This is a genomic window from Candidatus Eisenbacteria bacterium, assembly GCA_018831195.1.
Taxonomy (GTDB): domain Bacteria; phylum Eisenbacteria; class RBG-16-71-46; order CAIMUX01; family JAHJDP01; genus JAHJDP01.
Genome location: JAHJDP010000032.1, coordinates 214,055 through 234,903, shown reverse-complemented (window position 1 = coordinate 234,903; position 20,849 = coordinate 214,055). Strand labels below are relative to the sequence as shown.

The following is a 20,849-nucleotide window of genomic DNA, read 5'->3' as shown; positions in this document are numbered from 1 at the left end:
GGCGGATGATCCGGATCATTCAGCCGCGGGCTTCCCCACCGATTGCGCCCTCTGCCACGAAATCACTGATTGGAATGACGGCGAATTCAATCACACCTTCTTTGATCTCTCCGGTGGGCATGCCGGCGTTAATTGTTCCCAATGCCACACCGGCGGCGTCTACGAGGGCACATCCGACGCCTGCTATGCCTGCCATGAAAGCGATTACGAAGGGGCGGATGATCCGGATCATTCAGCCGCGGGCTTCCCCACCGATTGCGCCCTCTGCCACGAAATCACTGATTGGAATGACGGCGAATTCAATCACACCTTCTTTGATCTCTCCGGCGGGCATGCCGCGGTCGATTGCTCCCAATGTCATATCGGCGGTGTCTATGAGGGCACATCCGACGTCTGCTATGCCTGCCATGAAAGCGATTACGAAGGGGCGGATGATCCGGATCATTCAGCCGCGGGCTTCCCCACCGATTGCACCCTCTGCCATGACCTCAGCGGGTGGGAAAACAGCAACTTCGATCACTCCTTCTTTGATCTCTGGGGCGGGCATGCCGAAGTCGATTGCTCCCAATGTCATATCGGCGGTGTCTATGAGGGCACATCCAGCGAGTGCTACGACTGCCATTTCGATGATTACAATATGGCGGACGATCCCAATCATCTTGGGACCGCTTTCCCAACAGATTGTACATTCTGCCATGACCTCAGTGGCTGGGGTGAGGGCGAATTCACACATTGGCCCCCATACTTCCCGATTACTTCAGGACCCCATAGCGATGAGTGGGATCAATGTACGGAATGCCATACAAATCCCCAAAATTTCGGGGAATTTGATTGTCTCGCCTGTCATCCCCATTCGAATCAGAATCAAATGGATGGGAGGCATCATTGGGTTCCAGATTATGAGTACGACAGCGATGCCTGCTATGCCTGTCATCCGGATGGGGAGGTGCACAAATGATGACCAGAATCCTATCCGTGGCGAATTTGTTAGGAGCGCTCCTTCTTATGGGTCTCATCGCGCTCATCGCAACCCCGGCGTTTGCTGATACAGAGGCCCCGCCTCCGGCCCATGTTATCTATGTGACGGAGCATGCCGTCTATCTCGATGTCGGAACGGCGATGGGGTTTAAGGTGGGTGACCGGTTTGAAGTTGTTCGTAATGATCAGGCCATCGCCCGTCTCGAGGCCGCCCACCTTTCCAGCCGAAAGACCGCCTGCACTCTCTCGGAGTACACCGACAGACCGGCGATGGGTGATTTGGCAAGCCCCCTTGGATCGGATCTCTCCTGGGACACACCCCTTGAAGCATTAACAGATGAGGCCGACGGCATCCCCTCCGACCTCACCGTTCAAACAATGTCTCTAAAAAATACTGAATTTAAAGGGCGGATCGGCGCGCGTTACTGGGCCGTCGACGATCGTACCGGTAGAGGCCTGGACTACCAGCAGCCCTCGCTGACCCTGCGGTTGGAAGCCGGCGACATCGCCGGCAGATCCTGGGATTTTTACACCGATATCCGCGCCAAACGGACCTACCGTACCCTGCCGGATGGAAGCAGCCCCTCGAGCTCGCGGAATCGAGTCTATCGGCTCGAAACCATTTGGGATCCCGAAGGATCTCCATGGCGGATCTCGGCCGGACGCCAGGTCTCCCCTGATTTTGCGGCTGTCAGTCTTTTTGACGGGATCCATGTTGAGCGCCGGAAGGAGGCGTTGAGCTTCGGCGGTTTCATGGGAACGCAACCGGATCCGGCGGATCAGGGATATTCGACGGACACTTTTGAGCTGGGCGGTTTCGCAAAGTTGGAAACGACTCATGGCGGTGTCCGCCGGTCCATGACGGGAGGCCTCATCGGATCGTATACAAAAGGAGAGCTCAATCGCGAATATCTGTTTCTCCGAGGCCGCTTCAACAATCCCAAGCTCAACGGCTACATCTCACAGGAGATTGATTTCAACAGAGGCTGGAAAGCCGATGCGGGAGAGACGGGTCTCACCTTCACTAGCACCTACGCTTACCTTCGCTATCAGCTCTATAAAACATTTTCTCTCACCGGAGGCTTCGACAACCGTCGCCGGGTGCGCCTGTACCGCGATCGCGTCACACCCGAAACCGATTTCAATGATGAATTCCGCCAGGGCGCCTGGATCGGCGTAACCAAAAAGCTTGGACGCGCGACCCGCCTTTCTGCCAATGCCCGGTCACGCTCCGGCGGGATCCGTTCAATGACCTTTTATGGCTGGACGGAATTCCCATCCTTCAACCGGCTCCGGCTGCGCGTCCGGAGTTCGGGGTATGAGAATAACTATTCCGAGGGATGGTTTCATTCCGTGTCGGTCGGAGGCACGATCGCTAAAGTTCTCCGATGGGAAGGCACCCACGGGATACGCCGGGAAAAGAGATCCGGAACCGGCGGCGACGCCAGGAATCTTCACTGGACCGCGCTTGATCTGGATTTGACTCCGGCCCGGCATTGGTACCTCTCCCTATCGGGAGAGGTCACCAAAGGCGACGGCGATCATCACCGCACGATCACGACAAGCACAAGTTTTCGATTCTGATCTATTGATAGATATGCTTGATACTGCCCCACGTCGTTTGAAGGATCGGTGTCCCCTGCTCACACGGCTCGTTGTTCGGGCCGCAATCACCCCCATTCCAATCGCCTCCCTGATCGACACACTCGGTCTGCAGAATCATCACACAGGTAGGACCAAAACAGCAGGCGCCGGGAGTGGGTGGAGGATCACCGGGACAAGGAGGATTCAATCCTTGGTACCCGCCGACACCAAATATCGGATATCCCACGAATTCATCCATTTGGGGATCGGCTGTACAATCCACGACGACGCCACCCTGGACAGGATGGGCGCCCAAAGCAACATATCCGTAGCTGTAACTATAACATCCGAAGTAGAAGACAGGTTGAACAGGCTCTGTAAAACATCCGGGAGCCCAACTAATGGCAGCCCCCTTGGATCCTGGGCCATTGGGCCAGCCAGAGGTATAAATAGGCAAAGGGATTAGAGGGCCTCCAGGGCTGATCGGCCCGAAGGAAGCAATGTAAGCCAGGTCGTCATAGCTTGATGGGATGCCGAAGGCTATGGTACTAAAATTCGGCGTGTTCTGAGGCGGCGAGACGACTAATATCTGAAACCACTCCACCCCGCCGGCGTCAGGGGTCGCCTCTGTCGAATAGTCCTCACAATTCGAGGGCACGGGGATGCTTCCAAAAATATCCCCATTTGTTTCCAGCCCATTAATATTTCCATGCACCATCATAACAACGCCTTGATTGGATCCAGCCGATACGGCGCTGGAGATCGCAAAGAGAGTCATGAATGTATAAATTAAAAGTTTCATCATCAACCTTCCCTTGGCTGCGATCACGGGCGTTTCGTCAGCATTTCACCGACCACAGAATGACCATTAATATATCGGTAACAGGCGGACGGATCTTTAAATCAGCCAATAAAAGGGTAATTACCCTATCGATCTGAAGGGTATCGGGGGGAACCGAAAGTCATAAGCAGAGTTAGCGCACTAAAATCAGCCGCTTTGTTTCCGACATACCGTTCCACTGAAGATTGATAAAGTAGACGCCTGGGGCGACGGGTTCACCCGATGGGTTCCGGCCATCCCATGTGGCGGAGTAGCGACCGGCGCCCTGATGCGAATCAACCAGTGTGGTGATCCATCGTCCCGCGGGATCGTAAATCTGTATCGACACCCTCGCAAGAGACTCACTGGATGGCAGCGCGTACCTGATTTGCGTCGTGCGGATGAAGGGATTGGGTCTATTCGCTTCAAGTAGTTTGGGCGCTGTATTCAATCTTGATTGATCACCAACATCCGATGTATCGATCGTCCGGGCAATCCGCAATCCGACATTTTCTATCCCATAATAAGGGCGGTTTGCATATCGTCCCGCGTTGTATTGATAAAGTTCAGCGTGTGACCAAGAACCACCATGATAGACGCGATAATCCGATGCCGGACCTCCCACAGGATCCGTCGCAGGGGATGTCCCCAGATCACATAGCAGCCAATCATTGCACCACTCCCAAACATTACCGGCCATATCCGAGAGTCCCAGCGATGCCGGCGCCTCCGGATAATTTCCGACGGGCGACGTCCAACCCACACAATCGGGATAGGGTCTAAAATTCAGACGATTGCAGTCAGGCGCCTCATTCCCCCAGGGAAATTCACGCTCATCATCCCATTGGGCCGCATACTCCCACTCAGCGTCGGTGGGAAGTCGATATCCCTCAGCCCCATACGGATCGCCCCCGTTGCAGAGCCAATCACCAGAATGTTCATAAGCCCGCGTCAAACCGGCCTGCAAACTCAGCCAATCGCAATAGCGCGCGGCGCCGTACCAGGTCACTTCCAAAACGGGATGCTGGGACGGATCATATCCTTGCGGGTAGCCGCTCAGACCGTAGGGAGTTTCGGTCAAATAAAATGTGCCGGCCCCATCGAATACAATTTGACTGCCGTAGTTCGTCAGCTTCAGAAGGGCCTCTGTACTCCCATCCAAATTATCGAGCACATTTGTGGTTGTCACCGTCACATACCCATTGTCATAAGCCCATTGGACCGCTTCCATATATTCCTGGTTGGTGACTTCATACCGGCCGAGTTGGAAATCCCGTGTGAGCGTGACTTCGTGCAGAGTTTCGCCGCAGAAGGAGTGGCCGTCACCCATGAGGAAAGTCCCGGCAGGAACCGTGACCATCTCGGGATCGGCATAGCCGGCTGAGAAGGCGAAAAAGGACAGCAATAAACTGATGAACATTAAATCTCTGCGGCCCAACATCTCTGATGCCCTCCCCATGTCGCATGTTCTAAAATCGTCAATTCCCAGGCTGCAAGTTGTGATTGCATTATAGCTTACCAAAATTTGAGATGATCCGGGGAGTAAAAGTTGGAGGCGGCAACCAGATTCGAACTGGTGAATAACGGTTTTGCAGACCGTCGCCTTAGCCACTTGGCTATGCCGCCTCCCGGAGACGAAACCTCCCGGGGAAGGAGCCCCGAAAGGATCAAGAGAGAGAGGCATAAAAATGGAGCGGGAGACGAGATTCGAACTCGCGACAGTCACCTTGGCAAGGTGATGCTCTACCGGGCTGAGCTACTCCCGCTCTACTTAGATAAAGGCCACCGTAAGAGCCGCAAGCGGCTTCACAGATTTGCAGTTTAGGGTCCACCCGCCTCAGCTGTCAATACCTACGAAATAAATCCGGTCTACAGGTCTGAGACTCCCGGCGCCACCGCATCCCCACCGCAACACCTAATACCACAAGACCTTCCCATCTATCATCGTCCGCCCCATGCCCTATCCCCAGCCACAAAAGAGTCCCTCGCACAAGATCTCCAAAACGGCTACTATCCCCTCGATATGGCGCTTCGAATCCATAAATATGGCGGCACTTCGGTCGATGGGCCGGATCGTCTCCGCTCGGTGGCCCGCAGGCTCTCCGCCGATGTCGGCGCCGGCCACCGGGTCCTGGTCGTTGTTTCCGCCGCGGGCCATACAACCGATCAGCTCGTGACGATGGCCCGGGAATTCTGCAGCAAACCACCCCGCCGTGAGCTGGATATGCTCGTCACCGCCGGTGAACGGATCACGATGGCCCTGCTGGCGATGGCCCTGCATGAACTGGGGATCCCCGCCATCTCCTTCACAGGCTCCCAGAGCGGGATTATCACCGACACTCTGCATCAAGACGCCCGGATCCGCACCATCCGCCCCTTCCGCATCCTCCACGAGCTGAATCGGGGGCGTGTCGTCATCGTGGCGGGATTTCAGGGTGTGAGCGAGGCGAAGGAAATCACGACGCTTGGACGCGGCGGTTCGGATACAACCGCCGTCGCCCTCGCCATTATCTTCGGGGCCCCTTGGTGTGGGATCTACACCGATGTGCCGGGTATCCTCACGGCCGACCCCCGTTTCTTGCCTCATGGGCGCCCCCTGAAGCGCATCAGCCATGATGCCGCGGCGGTCCTGAGTCATCTTGGGGCGGGCGTTCTATCGCATCGTGCCGCGGCTCTTGCGAGGAAATTCGGCATCCCCCTCAAAGTGGCCCGATCGGATGCTGAGGATGAGGGCACCTGGGTCCTGCCAAATCATATGAAGGAACCACCTCAAGGGACTGAATCCGTAGAGCTTACCATGAGAGAGGTCGACCCGATGGAATCCGCGAAGATCCTATCCATTGCCTTGGCGCGCCCGGTATGGAAACTCACGATCGAACAAACCATCGATGCCATTCTTTCGCCCGCCGTGCCTCTTGAGGATCTCGGTCGCCCCCTGATCCTGCATGAGGAAGGGACGGCAACCGGCCATTCCCGCCACCTCATCTTTGAGGGCGATCCCCCTGCAGGGCTGCCGGAAGGCATGGCGGCCCGCGGTGCGTTGGCCCTGTTGAGCCTGGTGGGTGAGGGCACGATGGTCGATCCGGCGGTGGTGGATAAGGCTCGAGACGCCCTCGCCCACCATCAATGCCGGATCCTCGGAGTATATGCCCAAGGATTGGCCTTATCTTTTCTGATAAACAAGGATGAATCCGATGCGGCGATAAAGGTCATGCACAAGACCTTTATTGAATCGGTTTAACAATAAAATCCGCCGGCAGACAGAAGCGCCGGTCAGCGTATGACGACAATCCGGCCCTGGTTGCGATCTTCTCCAATATCGACACGATAAAGATAAACACCCGGCCGCACCCGGTTGCCATTTTCATCACGCCCATCCCATGGGATCTCAAGCGAGCCGGGTGAAAACTCACCCTGGAACAGATTCCGAATGAGGCGCCCGTCGACTCCATAGACTTGAATTGAACCTGCGATCGGCCTCTCAATTTGCAGTTTAAAAATTGTCTGCACATGCAGGGGATTCGGCGAAGCAAGACTCATTCTGTAATCCTGGCCGTTCAGAGCCCAGGTTGTCGTTGTGTCCGGGTCGGCGAAGATGGCGAAATCATCGATCGCCGCCTCAACGGCCGATCCCGGTCCGCGATCCGATGCGATAAACCTGAACTGCACATCCCCCAGAGCGTGCCCAAACTTCTCTATGAGATCACTGTCCACCAAAACCCATTCCGCAGTGGAAATATTGATATTCTCAATATCAACCCATGCTCCGCCGTTGTTGCGGGCCTGCACGACCCAATAATCCTCATAAGGATTGGCGCCGAGATGATTGGTGAACCAGCGGAAATACTTGGCCCGGGCGGTTTTTGATCCCCTAAGGTTGTACATCGGACTGGTCAAGGTCGTCTGGCCGAAGTCGACATCGTTGAAAGCGTCGTCCTCGCCGGGTATATGCTGTCCCGTGATCCAACATTGGGTTCCGGAATGAGTATGGTCTTCGCCCGGCTGGAATGCCGTGCCGATCGGCTCGACCCTCTCCCAGATCCCCTTGGTCGCATCATCTTCCGAGCCGCCGACAACCCAAGCGTCGCTGTCGTCCTCAAAATTGTCCCGCCACTTAACGACATCGAAGGAATAATATTCATCAGGCGCCAGCAGCGGTGAACAAACGTGATTTCCATCATGATCCGTGGCGGAGAGGTAGTAATCGATCGTCGTCAGCAGAGGCTGGGCCGGGATGGCGCCGCTATAGACGCCGGGGGTTTCCGTCCCGGCGAGCAAAAAGGTTTCAAAGCCGCCGCCGTTGATTCGATAAGACATAAACACCGAGTCCGGGCAAACCGTCGAGACCTTTGACATGATGTCGGCGCTGATCTCGAAATCAAAGCCGGATTCCGGCCTGGAATCAACCGGAACATGGAGGATGTGGACCCGCGGCAATGGAATGTGAACGATCGCCGCCGCCCGCTCCCCGATATCGGCGCTGTGATACCCGATATAGAAAAAGCCGTTCTCACCCCACCCCTCACTCCAGCTGTTTTTACAGATCCAGGCGCCATGATCGCCACAGACATAATCATCCCACCCAACAATGATGACGGCATGATTGACGTCGCCGACCGAGGCATGTTCATAGCAGTCGCCTTGATAATAGCGGAAGTCGGAATGAACCATCATCGCGACAACAATGGGACCGTATTCATAAATCGCCGCCTTCATCGCCCTTGTGCTTTGCGACAAATAGAACCAATTAGAAATCTTCGCCTGGGGCTCGAAATGATTTTGAAAACAGGCGGCCAGCTCCGTGGCCACATAGGGGATATCTTCCTCCGTCATGGCGCCCGGATCCATGAAGAGCCTATAACAGGAATTCATCCAACCACCGTCGCAACCATATCCACTGTCATTGCACGAAAGCATTTGCTGCTCGCTGAGATCATAGATAAGGCCGTCATGAATTCTTGCGCAGCCCTCCAGCGCCCCAATCGAAGCAAAGGCCCAGCAGGACCCACAGTCACCTTGATTCTTTGCCGGCGTTGTCCCTTCATGATCACGCCAGTCAAAACGGATGGGCAGATCGTCGGCGTTCTTCATCGATATGGAGGGATCGATTCTGGGGTATTGATCCATATCGTCCGGCGGATTCAATGTAAGCGTACGCTGTAATCTTTCCCAAGACCAGTCGGATCGGGATGTGGGACCGGCCTTCCAGCGATACCCTTTCTCGGCGATTTTCTGCCGAACCTCTTCCAGCGTCTCATCCTTCTCAGGGGGAAGAGGTTCTTCAGCGGCGGCAGGGCGTATAGAGAAAGGAGCGACAAAAAAGATCGACAGAAGGACGATCCCTAATATTCGATTTTTCCCCCCATCATTCGGCCGGCGGGGGAATCCGGTGTCGGTCGCATGCTTCTTGAAGGAACCGAATGCGCAAGAATCCTTCGAGGTGATTCCGCACAGCATTTGGCTGCCCTCTCTTCCCGCCGCCCCCGGCTTTCTGCGGCTACTGTAAGATTAGAGGGAACTGTGAAATATGTCCAGGCGGAATAAATCGATGAAGACAGAGCCTTTAAAGAGCCCGGGACCTTTCAATGGCTTGTTTATAAATATCCAGGTATCTCAAGGCCGTTTGACCCCATGAGTAATCAAGCTGCATGATTTTTGAAACCAGTTTTTTAAAGGTTCGCGGTTTGCCGTAGACATCAACGGCGCGCTGGATCGCTTTCAACATGGCTTCCCGTTTGTACGGTTCAAAAACAAACCCGGTCCCCCGTCCCGAGATCGGTTCGAATTCGAAGACGGTATCAGCCAGCCCACCGGTCGCCCTGACAATCGGCACCGTACCGTACCGGTAGGAATACATTTGATTCAAACCACAAGGTTCATAGAGGCTCGGCATAAGGAAAAAATCGGACCCCGCTTCAACAAGATGAGCCATCGGCTCGCTAAATCCGATGCTGACACCGATGCTCTGGGGATATTGAGTCCTCAGTTTCCTCATCAGCTTCTCATACCGGGGTTCTCCCGTTCCGAGCACGATGAGTTTCAAACGATCGCCCGTGATCATTTCTTTGGCCGCGCTTTCGATGAGATCAAAGCCCTTCTGATCAACGAGCCGTGTTACCATCCCCACGATTGGGATATCCATCTCCACCGGAAGTTCCATCGCTTGCAGTAACCGCTCTTTGTTTAAGCGCTTGTTTTGAAAGTCGGAAGGACGGTAGGGATAGGGAATCATCGGATCGGTTGCAGGATTCCAAACCTCCATATCTATACCATTCAGGATCCCCACCAGGTCGCCGGCCCGTTCCTGGAGCAGATCTTCCAGCCCGAAACCATATTCTTTGGAGACAATATCCTTTGCATACCGCGGACTCACCGTCGTCAACACATCCGAATCGGTCACCCCCATCTTGAGAAAGTTGGCCTGCTTCCAGAATTCCACCGGACCGGCGGGATAGAGCCAATTTTCAGGGAAACCAAGCCGGCGGACTTCACCCAGGGGATACATTCCCTGGTATCCGATATTATGAATCGTCAGCACGATCCCCGGCCGGGGCCCGATGCCGCGTGCGAGAAAGGTCGCCAGCGGAGCGGTGTGATTATCGTGTAGATGCACAAGTTCCGCCCGCCAGAGATCCCGTCGAACCACCTCCTCGACGGCACGGCAAAAGAAGATAAATCTCAGCGCATTATCGGGCCAATCCTTCCCCGTCTCCGGATCGATATAGGGATTGGGGCGATGATAAAAGCCGGGATGCTCCACCATCAATATTTCAACCCGGCTCATGGTTTCACACGCATGAATCACGCGGGCTGAATGCCGTTCCTCTCCCAGCGTCAAACCGATGGACCATTCCTTCAAGATTTTGAAACCGGCCGGCCTCTCATGATCCATTCCCGGATAGAGCGGGATCGCCACGGCGACCTGATGACCCAATCTCACCAATTCCCTGGGCAATGCGCCCATGACATCAGCCAAGCCCCCCACCTTCATGTAAGGAGCCATTTCGGCACTGCACATTAAGATTTTCAATTCTTAGCCTTCGGTGTTGGGATGTTCTTTGTCTGAGGGGCTTTTTTTATCTTCAGGATCGATGGACTCATCATCCAACTTGGCATCGCGAAGAAAGGCGGCGGCTTCTTCAGGAGGTGTCGGATTGATATAGAATCCTGTTCCCCATTCAAATCCTGCGACCTTCGTTAACTTGGGCATAATCTCTATATGCCAATGGAAATGAAAGGGCCCGGGCCAATCATTGACCGGTGCAGAGTGCACCACAAAATTATAGGGCGGATAATTCAGGGTGGCATTCAGGCGGGATAGAACATCCTTGAGCATACCGGCCAAAGCCCAATCATCATCTGGATCCCCATATTCAAAATTGGAGGCGTGTTTTTTGGGCAGAATCCATGTCTCAAAAGGGAATCGCGCGGCGAAAGGGGCGACAGCGATATATTTACTGGTTTCGTTGACGATCCTCTTCTCAAACATCTTTTCCTGTGAGATGACATCACAAAAGATGCAACGCTCTTTCAATGCATAATGCTGGTCGACCCCTTCAAGCTCATCGACCATCCGGCGGGGAACAATCGGCGTCGCCACCAATTGGCAATGTGAATGCTCTAAAGAGGCGCCCGCCGCCTCACCATGATTCTTGAATACCTGTATATAGCGAAAACGTCTATCCTGCGAAAGGTCGCTGATCCGAATCCGAATGGCCCGGATCACCCTCGCGATCCGAGCATGCGCCATCCGGCTGAGTTCCAAATCGTGCAACGGGGATTCAATAATAACTTCATGGGCGCCGACCCCGTTCATTTTGTCATAGATCCCTTCAGCTTCGCGTTTCAGCTCTCCTTCAATCTGGAGTGCGGGAAATTTATTTGAAACGACGCGGACACGCCACCCCGGCGCATTGCGGGCGGTGCCCTCTTTGCGGTCGGCATAAACCTCGGGAGGGGTCTTATCCTCATGACCTTCGCAGAAGGGGCAGAAACCGCTCTTCCGGCTGATCTGCACATGACCGAAGTCGGATGGTCTCCGGCCTCGCTCGGTTGAAACAATCACCCACCGCCCGATGACGGGATCTTTGCGGAGCTCAGGCATTCCGGCGCCTCCAATGAATCCTCATCGGCCGCATCCTGCGGCGGCCGTCTGTCAAATGGACCCTCTCTCAACTCTCAATGTCTCTTCATAAACATATCTAAGCCGCTGTCTGAGAATGGGCCGAAGCTCCTGCCCGCGGCGGGACAGGATGATTTCGGCTGTGGCCAGGAACCGTTCCAGTTCAAACCGCTTTCCACCGGATTCGGTCCCCCATGCAAAAGAAGGGATCCATTTGGGTGTCAAGCCGGGACGCCCGAAGAGTTGACTGGCGACACCGGTCACGCAGCCGGTTGTCAGGAGGGTTCCGATGGCGGTCTTCGTGTGATCTCCAAGAAAAGATCCCAACTTGATCCGGCCCGATGAAACCGCACGCCCTTCCTCCATCAATCGGACATCGCCGTAGTTATTCTTAAGATCGCTGGTGGTCGTGAGGGCGCCCAAATTCACCCACTCACCGAGGTATGAATGCCCGACAAAACCTTCATGGGCTTTGTTCGAATAACCCAAGACAACAGTGGAATCGATTTCACCATGAACCCGGCATTCGGGCCCCAACACCACACCGCCGCCGATTCTCTCACCCAGCAGAAGACATCCCGGACCGGCCCAAACCGGTCCCTTGACCCAGGTCATCGGCGCCACCCGGCATCCCGCCTCGAGAACGATCGGACCTTCACTGGCGTCGAGCAAGGCGCCCCGCCGGACAACAACACCGGCTCCCAGCGAAACCCGATCGGGTTCTTCAATCTCTCCTTTAACAATAACATCCTCGCCGTAGGGTGTTCCCAATCTCTTCGCCAAATCGCTTTCCAGAAGTTCCTCTGTCCAACCGACCAATTCCCACAAATGACCGAGACATTTTTGCCGTTTGGGAAAATCAAGCCAATCGATTCCTTTGGGACGTTCCCCTTCACATAGGATAGCTTGCATCTCGCCCAGCGCCTTCTGTGAGACCGGGGGCGCCGGCCGGATAGCGAGAATGCGGTCATCGTCGATGTACCCCTGCCCCGCCTTCAAGAGATCGAAAGATTTTTCAAGAGATGCGGCATCGGCCTCCGGCAGCCAACATCCGTTGATCAGGATGAGATCGGCCTCCGGCCGCTGTTCACCGGCCCGCTCCCCGTACCGCTCTGAGATTAGATCGTGGAGATCAGGACGGGCCGCAAAACCCAGATTTTCGCGCCCGAGAAGCCGTTGCCAGCGTTCCCGCAGAGTCCACGCGCCGACCCTCAATTCATAGACGGGGCGCATCCAAGTAAACGGTTGAAGACGCCGCCAGCCCGCATCCTCGAAAAGACGATATTCCACTGATTGAATCGCTCCCTATTCAGCCCGCGCTCTTTATGGTTCTTCCGTCAATTTTACTTCCATTCATTTTCTTCCATCATTGCTTGTTAATCATCGTGTCGATGACAAAAGCGCCATCCAATCCCAAATCGACGGCTCTACGCCTAATTTCCTGCGCTCGATCCCGGCTGACAAAATCACCAACCTGGATTTTGTACAACAACCCTTCATGGACAATATATACAGGTTCATCAAAGAGGCGCCGCAATTCCGCGGCCCGCGCTTCCGCCGGGTCCATCTGGGTAAAGGCCGCGACCTGCACACGATACCCATACCGGGTATTCGGTTCGTCTTCGCCGCTCTCTTCACCCGGCAGCGGCATCGCCTCTGGGAATCCTGGCTGCACCCGGTTATCCGGTGCTTCTGAGGGCAGTTCCCGCCCCGGCGCCTCTTCCACCGGCGTCGTCTGCTTCCGGGATTTCCCGCACCCGAAAGCGAGAATCATCGTTAAAAATAGTACCAGGCTATAAGAACCGATCTTCATGATTCTCCTCCCGCATCCTCCGGACCAGCTCCCGGATTTCCTGTACCCGCTCCCGGGGACAGACCAGGGTCACATCCTTTGTGCGCACCACAACAAGATTGTCGACTCCTAGCAGGGCGACCCGGCCCTCTTCGTCCGAATATACAATATTGCCGCTTGCATCCTGAACAATAACATCTCCATCTGTACGATTCTGCGTGGTGTCGGCTGGGCGGGTTTCGCCCCAGGCTTCCCATGTCCCCAAATCCGACCAGGCAAAAGGCGCCTCCACGACCCAGACACTTTTCGCCTTCTCCATGATGCCCTGATCCACTGAAATCGAGGGCGCTGCTACAAAATATTTATTGATAGCCGCCCGCCGGTTCGATTCAGTTTCCAGCTCTTCCTGAGCCGGCAGCGCATCATAGATATCCGGCTGAACTCTTTTCAATTCCGTCAAGAATGCCGTTACGGTCCAGATAAAAATCCCGCTGTTCCAGAAATACATTCCGGATTTCAGATATTTCTTCGCATCGGCGAGTTCGGGTTTCTCATAGAATCCATTGGCGCTGTACGCGGTCGGAATATCACCCTTTGGCGTTCCGCGCTCAATATAGCCGTATCCCGTTTCAGCCCGGTGGGGTTTGATACCGAGGGTGACCAACCCACCCGTGCTGCGGGCGACCCTTATCGCGGTCTTGACCGTCGTCAGAAATAGATCAAGCTCCGGAATCCAATGATCCGAGGGAAGGATGACAACGCAGGCTCCGGGATGTTCCATGGCCAGGAGATGACAACCCAGGGCAATGGCGGGACCGGTGTTCTTTGCCACTGTTTCTTGGATCACCCTCTCGTGGCGGAGGCGGGGCAGCTCCTTCAAAAGGGCCGAGGCAAGGCTTTCCGATGAGAGGACCCAGGGAGAGCCCTTTGGATTGAGAGCCAAGGCCCGGCGATAGGCTTGGCGGATGAGAGAATCCTCTCCGCCCAGCGCGAAAAACTGCTTTGGACGCACCTTGCGGCTTAGGGGCCAGAAACGCTCTCCGGATCCCCCAGCCAGGATGAAGACGGCAAGATCAGATTCAGGCACGGGTTTTCCTCCCTCAGCACGTTGAAACCGGTCTCAGAATACAAAACCCCAAACCTCAAGTCACTGAAAAGGATAGGTGCCAGGAAGCCGACCCCTTCCACCCGCCACCCCCCTGCGATCAAAAGAGAGGATTGAATTGGGATCAAGGTCGAAGCACTATATGCCGACCACCCCCATAGACACTTGATGCCGAAGAAGATCCCTGGATTTCAAGATGGCATGGCGCCGCAGAACCGGGAAGAAGACAGGGGAGACGATGAATTGTTGGGAGTTGAAAAAATGCGGCCGGGAGCCCGGCGGTTTTCAGGTCGACGATTTGGGTGTTTGCCCCGCTGCCGCGGCCGCATGGGAGCCTTCTTCAGACAAGGGAGATCGTTCGCGGCATTGCTGGGACATTGCGGGAACCCTCAGCGGCGGTATCGTGGAAGGATCGTTCGCTGTAAAACTGATGAACTGCGCGGTTTGTGATGTATTTTTGACAATTCAGCAGGTGGAGAGGTTAAAACCCCTTCCGAAATAAGTGGGGCGGCCTTGTCTCTTGCGGGATGCTAGAAATGAGACCGATGCTGGGGCCGATCGGACCCATCCTCCTCCTTCCCCCCCTCGATGATTTGCAGCTCATCCTCTTTTTCCGATGAATGACTTTCTTCATCTTTCTTCCGCTTCGGTTTGGGGGGCGATCCGCTCACCGCGTCGTAATATACGGATTCCGTTGCTTCAACAATTCGAGACCAGCTGAATTGATCTTCGGCCAGATGACCGCATTGCTTTGCCACCCGGCTCACCATTTCCGGGTTTTCCAGCAACATCTTCATCTTCTTGTGGAGATCTTCGACATCCCGGCTGCGGAAGGTCACCGCCTCATTTTCAACGACTTCTACATTCTCCGGAATATCACTCAAAAGAACGCACTTGCCGTAACTCAACGCCTCGATCAGTGAAATCGACTGCCCCTCCAGGATCGACGGCAAAGCCACAAAATAGGCATTCGTCCAAAGTTCATCGAGCACCTCGCCATAAACATATCCGACCATTTGCACGCGCGGATCATTGTCACGAAGACTCTCAAGGCTATCGACATAGCCGTCACTGAAAGAGGATCCCCCCGCCATGACAAGACGGACATCAGTATCAAGTCTCCGGAAGGCCTCGATCAAATAGTGGCAACCCTTCTCAGGCACCAACCGCCCTACAAAGAGAATGTAAGGATGCTTGTCGAGGTTGTACCTCTTGATCTTGTTCGGCGGCAACTGCGCGCCAGGGTTTGTTCCATTGGGAATAAAAAATGTCTCGGCGTTGTATTCCTCTTTGAAATACTTTCGCAGTGTTTTAGAAACGACAATAGTGCGATTGGGGAACTTGACCGCAGGCTCTTCGCATTTCTGAAGAAAAAGCCGGGCCATCTTCCCCCATTTTCCGCGCTGCCAATCCAAACCATGGACCGTGACAATTGTCTTTGTTTTTTTGAGCCGGGGCAGCCACGCGAAAATGCTCGGTCCCAGGGCGTGAAAATGCACAATATCATACTTCGAAAACATCGTTATCAATGTCGCAATCGCGCAATGTGAAATCGCGTCGAAATGCTTCGTGTTGAGCGAAGGAAAACGGATGGTGCGGATCCCGCGATACATCCCCGTATGAGATGAATAATGGTTCCGGCTGAAAACGGTGACCTCATGCCCTCGTTCCACCAACCGCATACCGATTTCCTCGACATGCCGCTCAATACCGCCATAGGTGGCGGGAATACCCTTCTGCCCCACCATGGCGATCTTCAGCGGCCGCCGCCCCCCCAGGACCGAATCGGCCCCGTGCTTCCTGTCATCAGGAGGGCTCATGAGGAAACCTCTTCATAAATGTTTAACAGCCTTTCCATATGCAGTGCGGGATTATGATCCTTCTCCACCAATCGTCTCGCCTCCCGCCCCATTTCGCGGGTTTGCTCCGGATGATCCAGAGCCTCGCGCATCGCCATGCCCAGGCCATCAGCATCCCCTGGCGGGAACGTCCATCCTGTCCGATCGGCACGAACCAGCTCCGGGATACCTCCGATGGAACTTCCGATCACTGGTTTTCCCAGCGCGAAGGCCTCGAGAATGGCATAGGGCTGATTCTCGTACCATTCCGATGGAACCACCACCACGCTGGCGCTTTGAATCACCTCTTTTAAATCTTCACCCGAACAGAATCCTTCAAATCGGATCCCGTCCTCCAAGCCCCATTCGGTGACCTTTGCCTCTAACTCCGCGCGAAGCGGGCCCTCACCCAGAATCCGAAGCTTCCATCCCCGGCCGACATTCTGCCGCCGCGCGGCCTCAATGAGGGTCGGTAGTCCTTTTTCACGCGACAGTCTTCCAGCATACACCACAACCGGGTCACCCTCGTAGACCGGCTTGAAATCATCGGTCGGAAGAAAATTCGGAAGATGCCGGAGTTTGATCGGCCTTTGGCTCATTTCACCGACTTTATCCACAAGGAAACGGCTGGGGCAGAGATAGAGGGCGATCTGATCATAAGTGCCCCAGAGAGTATGCAGGTAAGCCTCCAGGCTGCCCAGGATACTGGCGGGTCTGGAATTGAGGATGCAAGTGTTCATGGCGGCATGATAGAAACGGCCCTTCCGGCACCGCTCACAGATCTCCCCCCCTACCATCAACAGATAGGCGGGGCAGACCGGCTTGTAGTCATGCAATGTCATGACCATAGGAACATCACATCTTGCCAACTCCCTCACGACGGATAAAGAAATCTGGTGATAGATATTCTGGTGGTGGGCTACATGCGGTCTCCGAGCCCTAACCAGCTCTCGAACCCGCCTCACACTCTCCCGGTTGTAAAGAACCCGGGAGGCCGCCTTCAACTTACCCAGCCCACCCATCGACTTGTGATAATCGACCTCCTCCACAAAAGCATCGGCTTCGGTGGCAGGGACATTGCGCGGATGGGCCATGGAGAGATGCCCAACCTGGTGGCCCGCCTCCCTGAGAAGCCGGGAAATATCGAGGTAATACCGCTCGGCTCCACCTTTTGCATAATGGAACTTGTTGATTAGCAATATGTTCAAAGCCCAACCCCATTTTGGGCGGCATAGACCCTCTCCGTCTTCTCCGCCATCCTATCCATCCGAAAAAGCTCATTGAATCGTTCCAAACCGGATCGCCCCATCTTGATTCGGGTCTCATCCTCGAGGAGAAGGCGCTTGAGCGCGGCCCCGAGCGGGCCGATCGCTCCCGGCTCGACCAGAAGCCCCGTGACCTCGTGGACAACCATATCGGGAATCCCATAGACCATCGTCGAGAGAACCGGAATTCCGGCGGCCATGGCCTCGAGGATGACAAAGGGCTGTGTTTCAACAAAGGAGGGTAGCACGAGAAGATCCAGCAAACCGATAAGATTCCGGGCATTCTCGCGATGGCCCATAAAATGTACAAACTCATTCAGCACGAGTGTCTCGGAGCATCGCCGCAGATTTTCTTCTTCTTCTCCCTCACCGATGAATAGAACAGCGGTCCGGCGATCCCGAAGCATCTCTTTCTCTTGTGCCAGCGCCTCCAGCAGAATGCGGTGCCCCTTCCGCGCGGTAAGACGGCCGACATGGCCGACAAGGCGCGTTTCCGGTGGAAGTTTCAATCCTTCAAGCAGGTCGCGGCGGCCGGCCGGAGCAACCTCCGGCGCCGGATCAATCCCATATGGAATGCGTACAATTTTATCCTGACCGATACCATGAATCCGATGCAAATCTTCCGCGCCCGATCGCGTCATAATAATAAAGGCATCAATGGCTGGAGCCAGCAGGATTTTGAGCAAGGCCCGCCTCCGGGCCCGCAAAGACATCGGAAGGTGTTCTGTTGCGACAACGCGTCGATAACCCGCCAGCCGCCCCCAAAAGGCGACGGTATTCCGCAGCGCCTCATAGGGCGAGGGAAGATTAAGATGCAATATCTCGCCATCGATCTGCTTTAACTTTTTGAGGATGTCGCAGGCGCCGGCCGGAGATGTCCAGTGCCGGTGATTGAATTTTTCGACGGGAAAGCCGGCCTTTTCAAAGCGGCCCGCAAGCACCGCTCCACACGATCCCTCGGGAACCAGACCGATCGGGTCCCACCCAAGAGGTTTTAAACCCTGCGCCAGATAGACCAAATACCCTTCGGCCCCGCCAAAATAGGGGGCATTGGAGAAGAGAACGACCCGGCCTCTAGTCATCGGTGTTCTCCCCTCTTTCACATTTCAAGACACGGATGCCGTGGCGGTTGATGGTCTCCGGATTTGAACAATATTTTCTTAGCAATCCGGGACCCCGGCCATCGGGATCAAGGTGCCATGTCCGCGATTCAAAGAGTAGAATTCTTCGATGTTCCGAAGCGAGTTCTTCCGTCTCATTCCAAAACCGTTCCCAATGTGAAGGCGGATACGATGTCAGGCGGCGGTATGTTCCAACCTTCAAATCCATCCCGTTAAAACAATCACGAAGGTAATAGATCCGCAGCGGGTCATCGACACCAATGGTGATCCATAATACTTCCGCATCAAGCTGTTCCCTCATCCAACCGGAAATGGAACGGTAATCCTCTTTCGCATAGGCTTCATCCCACTGAACTCGTCCCCAGCACAATCCCCAGATCGCCAGCACTGCGATCGCGGCAGCGATCCGCACACCTCTTCGCTTCATGCTTATCCAACCGGCGGCGAGAAGAACAAGAAATGCCGGATAGGCGACCAGAGCGTAGCGAGGATTCATCGCTTTCAGATTGAGAAGAGAAATAAGCCAAACACCCAGCGGAGGTATGAGCAACCAGGCTAAGAGGCGAAGTCGCTGCTTGCGATTCGGTTCACGGCGGCCGACAACCCCCCATCCGATAAGGCCCGCAAAAAGAAGGGCGGCCGCTATCAACAGCGGCATATGATGCTTGAGGGCGCCGATCCGGTCTTCATGCAGTTCTTCAAGCGGAGGGCCTAATGTATAACCGCCGGCAAAAGCATAATAGGTAAAAGGGATACTCCAGGAACTCGCCCATGTTTCTTCCCGCGCCGGGGCCAACTCGACCGTCTTTGTTTTGTCCAACAAGCCGGAGGGGACAACCCGGTAATTATAGAAACGAATCTCCCAAGGAAGCAGTAGCAGCATCACGGCGGCCCAAGCTGAGAGCGTGCTCACCCAGTGTGAACGGCGGCGTCCAATCAACCAAATGAGTTGCACCGGGATAATAAAGAGACTGGCTAGATTGGAAAGAAAGGCACCGAAGAGAAGGAGGACATGCAGAATCCACCGCCCGATATGCCCCGGCCCATCCAGAGATCGAAACCATGCCAACAAGGCAACACAGGCCATCAGAAGAAAGAGGCTGTAATTGCGCACTTCCTGCGCATACCAGATGGAAAAGGGAGAAACCGCTATGGCCGCCGTTGCGGCCCAGGCCCCCCTAGCTCCTATGAGGCGGCGTGTCAGGCGCCAGAAGAACGGCAGTGTTAGAACTGAGGCCATGACACTCGGCCACCTCAACGCGGCCTCTCCATCCCCGGCGATAGTGCACCAATTGTGCAAGAGTATGGTATGCAGGGGCCCATGCAGGTTATCCAAATAGTCATCCCAGGTCAGCGATCCACCCAGATGCGCATACTTCACAGAGTAGGCTTCATCGATCCATAGGGATTGTCTTCCAAGACCCGCCACCCGGAGACCCAGAGCCATTAAAAGTAGGAGTGCCCATGCCCATACCCGGTTCGAATGAGCAATCTTCCCGCGCCTCACAATACGTGACTCCCCCTGATGGCTCACTTCGTTGCCGCGATTATTGCCGTGATATACAAATTCGCTTCTCCAATCCGTCCAAACCACCTCGAAAATCAGTAGGCGCCTTCTCTCGAGAGAACGGCTGGTATGGTTTGGAGAAGGATCTTTATATCCAACCCGAGGCTGATCCCTTCTACATACTTCAGATCCAGACGCATCCACTCATCAAAACCCAATTGGCTCCTTCCACTGATTTGCCAGAGACAGGTTATACCCGGCCTGACACTGAGCCGGGCCCGCTGCCAGGGCAAATACTGAACAACTTCATCCGGAATAGGTGGACGCGGGCCTACGAGGGTCATATCGCCCAGCAGGACATTGAACATCTGGGGCAGCTCATCTAAGCTGGTGCGCCTGAGAAAGCGGCCGAAACGGGTCGTGCGGGGATCATTGGCGATCTTGAAAACGGGGCCATCCACCTCATTGAGCTCTTGAAGTCGATCTCGATAACCTTCCGCGCCGACAACCATTGAGCGAAACTTGAAGAAGTTGAAGATCCTTCCTCCCTCTCCAACCCTGCGGCTTGTGTAGATCACAGGGCCCGGCGTATCGACCCGGATGAGAATGGCGAGAACAAGAAAGAGGGGAAGGAGGATGATAATGGCGGGTATAGTAATGACGAGATCAAAGAGGCGTTTGCCGAATGCCATATAACAGCGGCGATGCCACGATTTC

17 protein-coding genes and 2 tRNA genes are annotated in these 20,849 nt (G+C 55.0%); 4 read left to right on the top strand and 15 right to left on the bottom strand.

The window, feature by feature from the left end:
- Positions 1-958 (top strand): hypothetical protein (locus tag KJ970_06955; protein MBU2690651.1); only part of this gene is annotated, 958 nt, incomplete at its 5' end.
- Positions 955-2,562, top strand: a complete 1,608-nt coding sequence (locus KJ970_06950) for a hypothetical protein (GenBank protein ID MBU2690650.1) — start codon at positions 955-957, stop codon at positions 2,560-2,562. The genes KJ970_06955 and KJ970_06950, both read left to right, overlap by 4 nt.
- Position 2,563: 1 nt before the next feature.
- On the opposite strand, the gene KJ970_06945 is transcribed toward KJ970_06950, so the two are convergent.
- The 4 genes from KJ970_06945 to KJ970_06930 form a co-directional block, all read right to left on the bottom strand.
- The gene (locus KJ970_06945) at positions 2,564-3,367 is read right to left on the bottom strand and encodes a hypothetical protein (GenBank protein ID MBU2690649.1); all 804 of its coding nucleotides are present in this window, start codon (positions 3,365-3,367) and stop codon (positions 2,564-2,566) included.
- A gap of 169 nt (positions 3,368-3,536) precedes the next feature.
- Complete coding sequence (locus KJ970_06940) at positions 3,537-4,823, bottom strand: SUMF1/EgtB/PvdO family nonheme iron enzyme (GenBank protein MBU2690648.1); 1,287 nt, start codon at positions 4,821-4,823, stop codon at positions 3,537-3,539.
- Positions 4,824-4,932: 109 nt separating this feature from the next.
- A tRNA-Cys gene (locus KJ970_06935) sits at positions 4,933-5,008 on the bottom strand.
- Positions 5,009-5,071: 63 nt separating this feature from the next.
- Positions 5,072-5,148: transfer RNA gene (locus KJ970_06930), tRNA-Gly, on the bottom strand.
- A 257-nt stretch (positions 5,149-5,405) separates the two neighbouring features.
- Between KJ970_06930 and KJ970_06925 the strand changes: the two genes are divergently transcribed.
- Positions 5,406-6,623, top strand: coding sequence for an aspartate kinase (locus KJ970_06925; protein MBU2690647.1), 1,218 nt, complete (start codon positions 5,406-5,408; stop codon positions 6,621-6,623).
- A 32-nt stretch (positions 6,624-6,655) separates the two neighbouring features.
- On the opposite strand, the gene KJ970_06920 is transcribed toward KJ970_06925, so the two are convergent.
- From KJ970_06920 to KJ970_06895, 6 genes are all read right to left on the bottom strand, one after another.
- Positions 6,656-8,839, bottom strand: coding sequence for a hypothetical protein (locus tag KJ970_06920; protein ID MBU2690646.1), 2,184 nt, complete (start codon positions 8,837-8,839; stop codon positions 6,656-6,658).
- Between the two features lie 106 nt (positions 8,840-8,945).
- Positions 8,946-10,385 (bottom strand): glycogen synthase, encoded by a 1,440-nt coding sequence (locus KJ970_06915; GenBank protein ID MBU2690645.1) that lies wholly within the window; start codon positions 10,383-10,385, stop codon positions 8,946-8,948.
- 30 nt (positions 10,386-10,415) lie between these two features.
- Positions 10,416-11,486: a galactose-1-phosphate uridylyltransferase gene (galT, locus tag KJ970_06910; GenBank protein ID MBU2690644.1), complete on the bottom strand. Its 1,071-nt coding sequence runs from the start codon at positions 11,484-11,486 to the stop codon at positions 10,416-10,418.
- Between the two features lie 51 nt (positions 11,487-11,537).
- Positions 11,538-12,794, bottom strand: a complete 1,257-nt coding sequence (locus KJ970_06905; protein MBU2690643.1) for a hypothetical protein — start codon at positions 12,792-12,794, stop codon at positions 11,538-11,540.
- Positions 12,795-12,870: 76 nt separating this feature from the next.
- Positions 12,871-13,317, bottom strand: a complete 447-nt coding sequence (locus tag KJ970_06900) for an SPOR domain-containing protein (GenBank protein ID MBU2690642.1) — start codon at positions 13,315-13,317, stop codon at positions 12,871-12,873.
- Positions 13,298-14,383, bottom strand: a complete 1,086-nt coding sequence (locus KJ970_06895; protein MBU2690641.1) for a mannose-1-phosphate guanyltransferase — start codon at positions 14,381-14,383, stop codon at positions 13,298-13,300. The genes KJ970_06900 and KJ970_06895 overlap by 20 nt, the downstream gene beginning before the upstream one ends.
- Before the next feature lie 256 nt (positions 14,384-14,639).
- On the opposite strand from KJ970_06895, the gene KJ970_06890 reads away from it, so the two are divergent.
- Positions 14,640-14,903, top strand: coding sequence for a hypothetical protein (locus KJ970_06890; GenBank protein MBU2690640.1), 264 nt, complete (start codon positions 14,640-14,642; stop codon positions 14,901-14,903).
- A gap of 28 nt (positions 14,904-14,931) precedes the next feature.
- Here the strand turns inward: KJ970_06890 and KJ970_06885 are convergent, their stop codons facing one another.
- The 5 genes from KJ970_06885 to KJ970_06865 all read right to left on the bottom strand — a co-directional run bounded on the left by KJ970_06885 (position 14,932) and on the right by KJ970_06865 (position 20,824).
- On the bottom strand, positions 14,932-16,221 hold the full coding sequence (locus KJ970_06885; GenBank protein ID MBU2690639.1) for a glycosyltransferase family 4 protein: 1,290 nt from the start codon (positions 16,219-16,221) through the stop codon (positions 14,932-14,934).
- A complete protein-coding gene (locus KJ970_06880; GenBank protein MBU2690638.1) occupies positions 16,218-17,447 on the bottom strand; it encodes a glycosyltransferase family 4 protein in 1,230 nt (409 codons plus the stop codon). Before KJ970_06880 ends, KJ970_06885 begins: the two co-directional genes overlap by 4 nt.
- A complete protein-coding gene (locus KJ970_06875) occupies positions 17,444-18,586 on the bottom strand; it encodes a glycosyltransferase family 4 protein (protein MBU2690637.1) in 1,143 nt (380 codons plus the stop codon). The genes KJ970_06880 and KJ970_06875 overlap by 4 nt, the downstream gene beginning before the upstream one ends.
- Positions 18,579-20,072 carry a glycosyltransferase family 39 protein gene (locus KJ970_06870; GenBank protein ID MBU2690636.1) on the bottom strand — a complete coding sequence of 498 codons (1,494 nt, stop codon included), beginning with the start codon at positions 20,070-20,072 and terminating at the stop codon, positions 18,579-18,581. The genes KJ970_06875 and KJ970_06870 overlap by 8 nt, the downstream gene beginning before the upstream one ends.
- A gap of 155 nt (positions 20,073-20,227) precedes the next feature.
- Complete coding sequence (locus KJ970_06865) at positions 20,228-20,824, bottom strand: sugar transferase (protein ID MBU2690635.1); 597 nt, start codon at positions 20,822-20,824, stop codon at positions 20,228-20,230.
- Between the last annotated feature and the right edge of the window lie 25 nt (positions 20,825-20,849).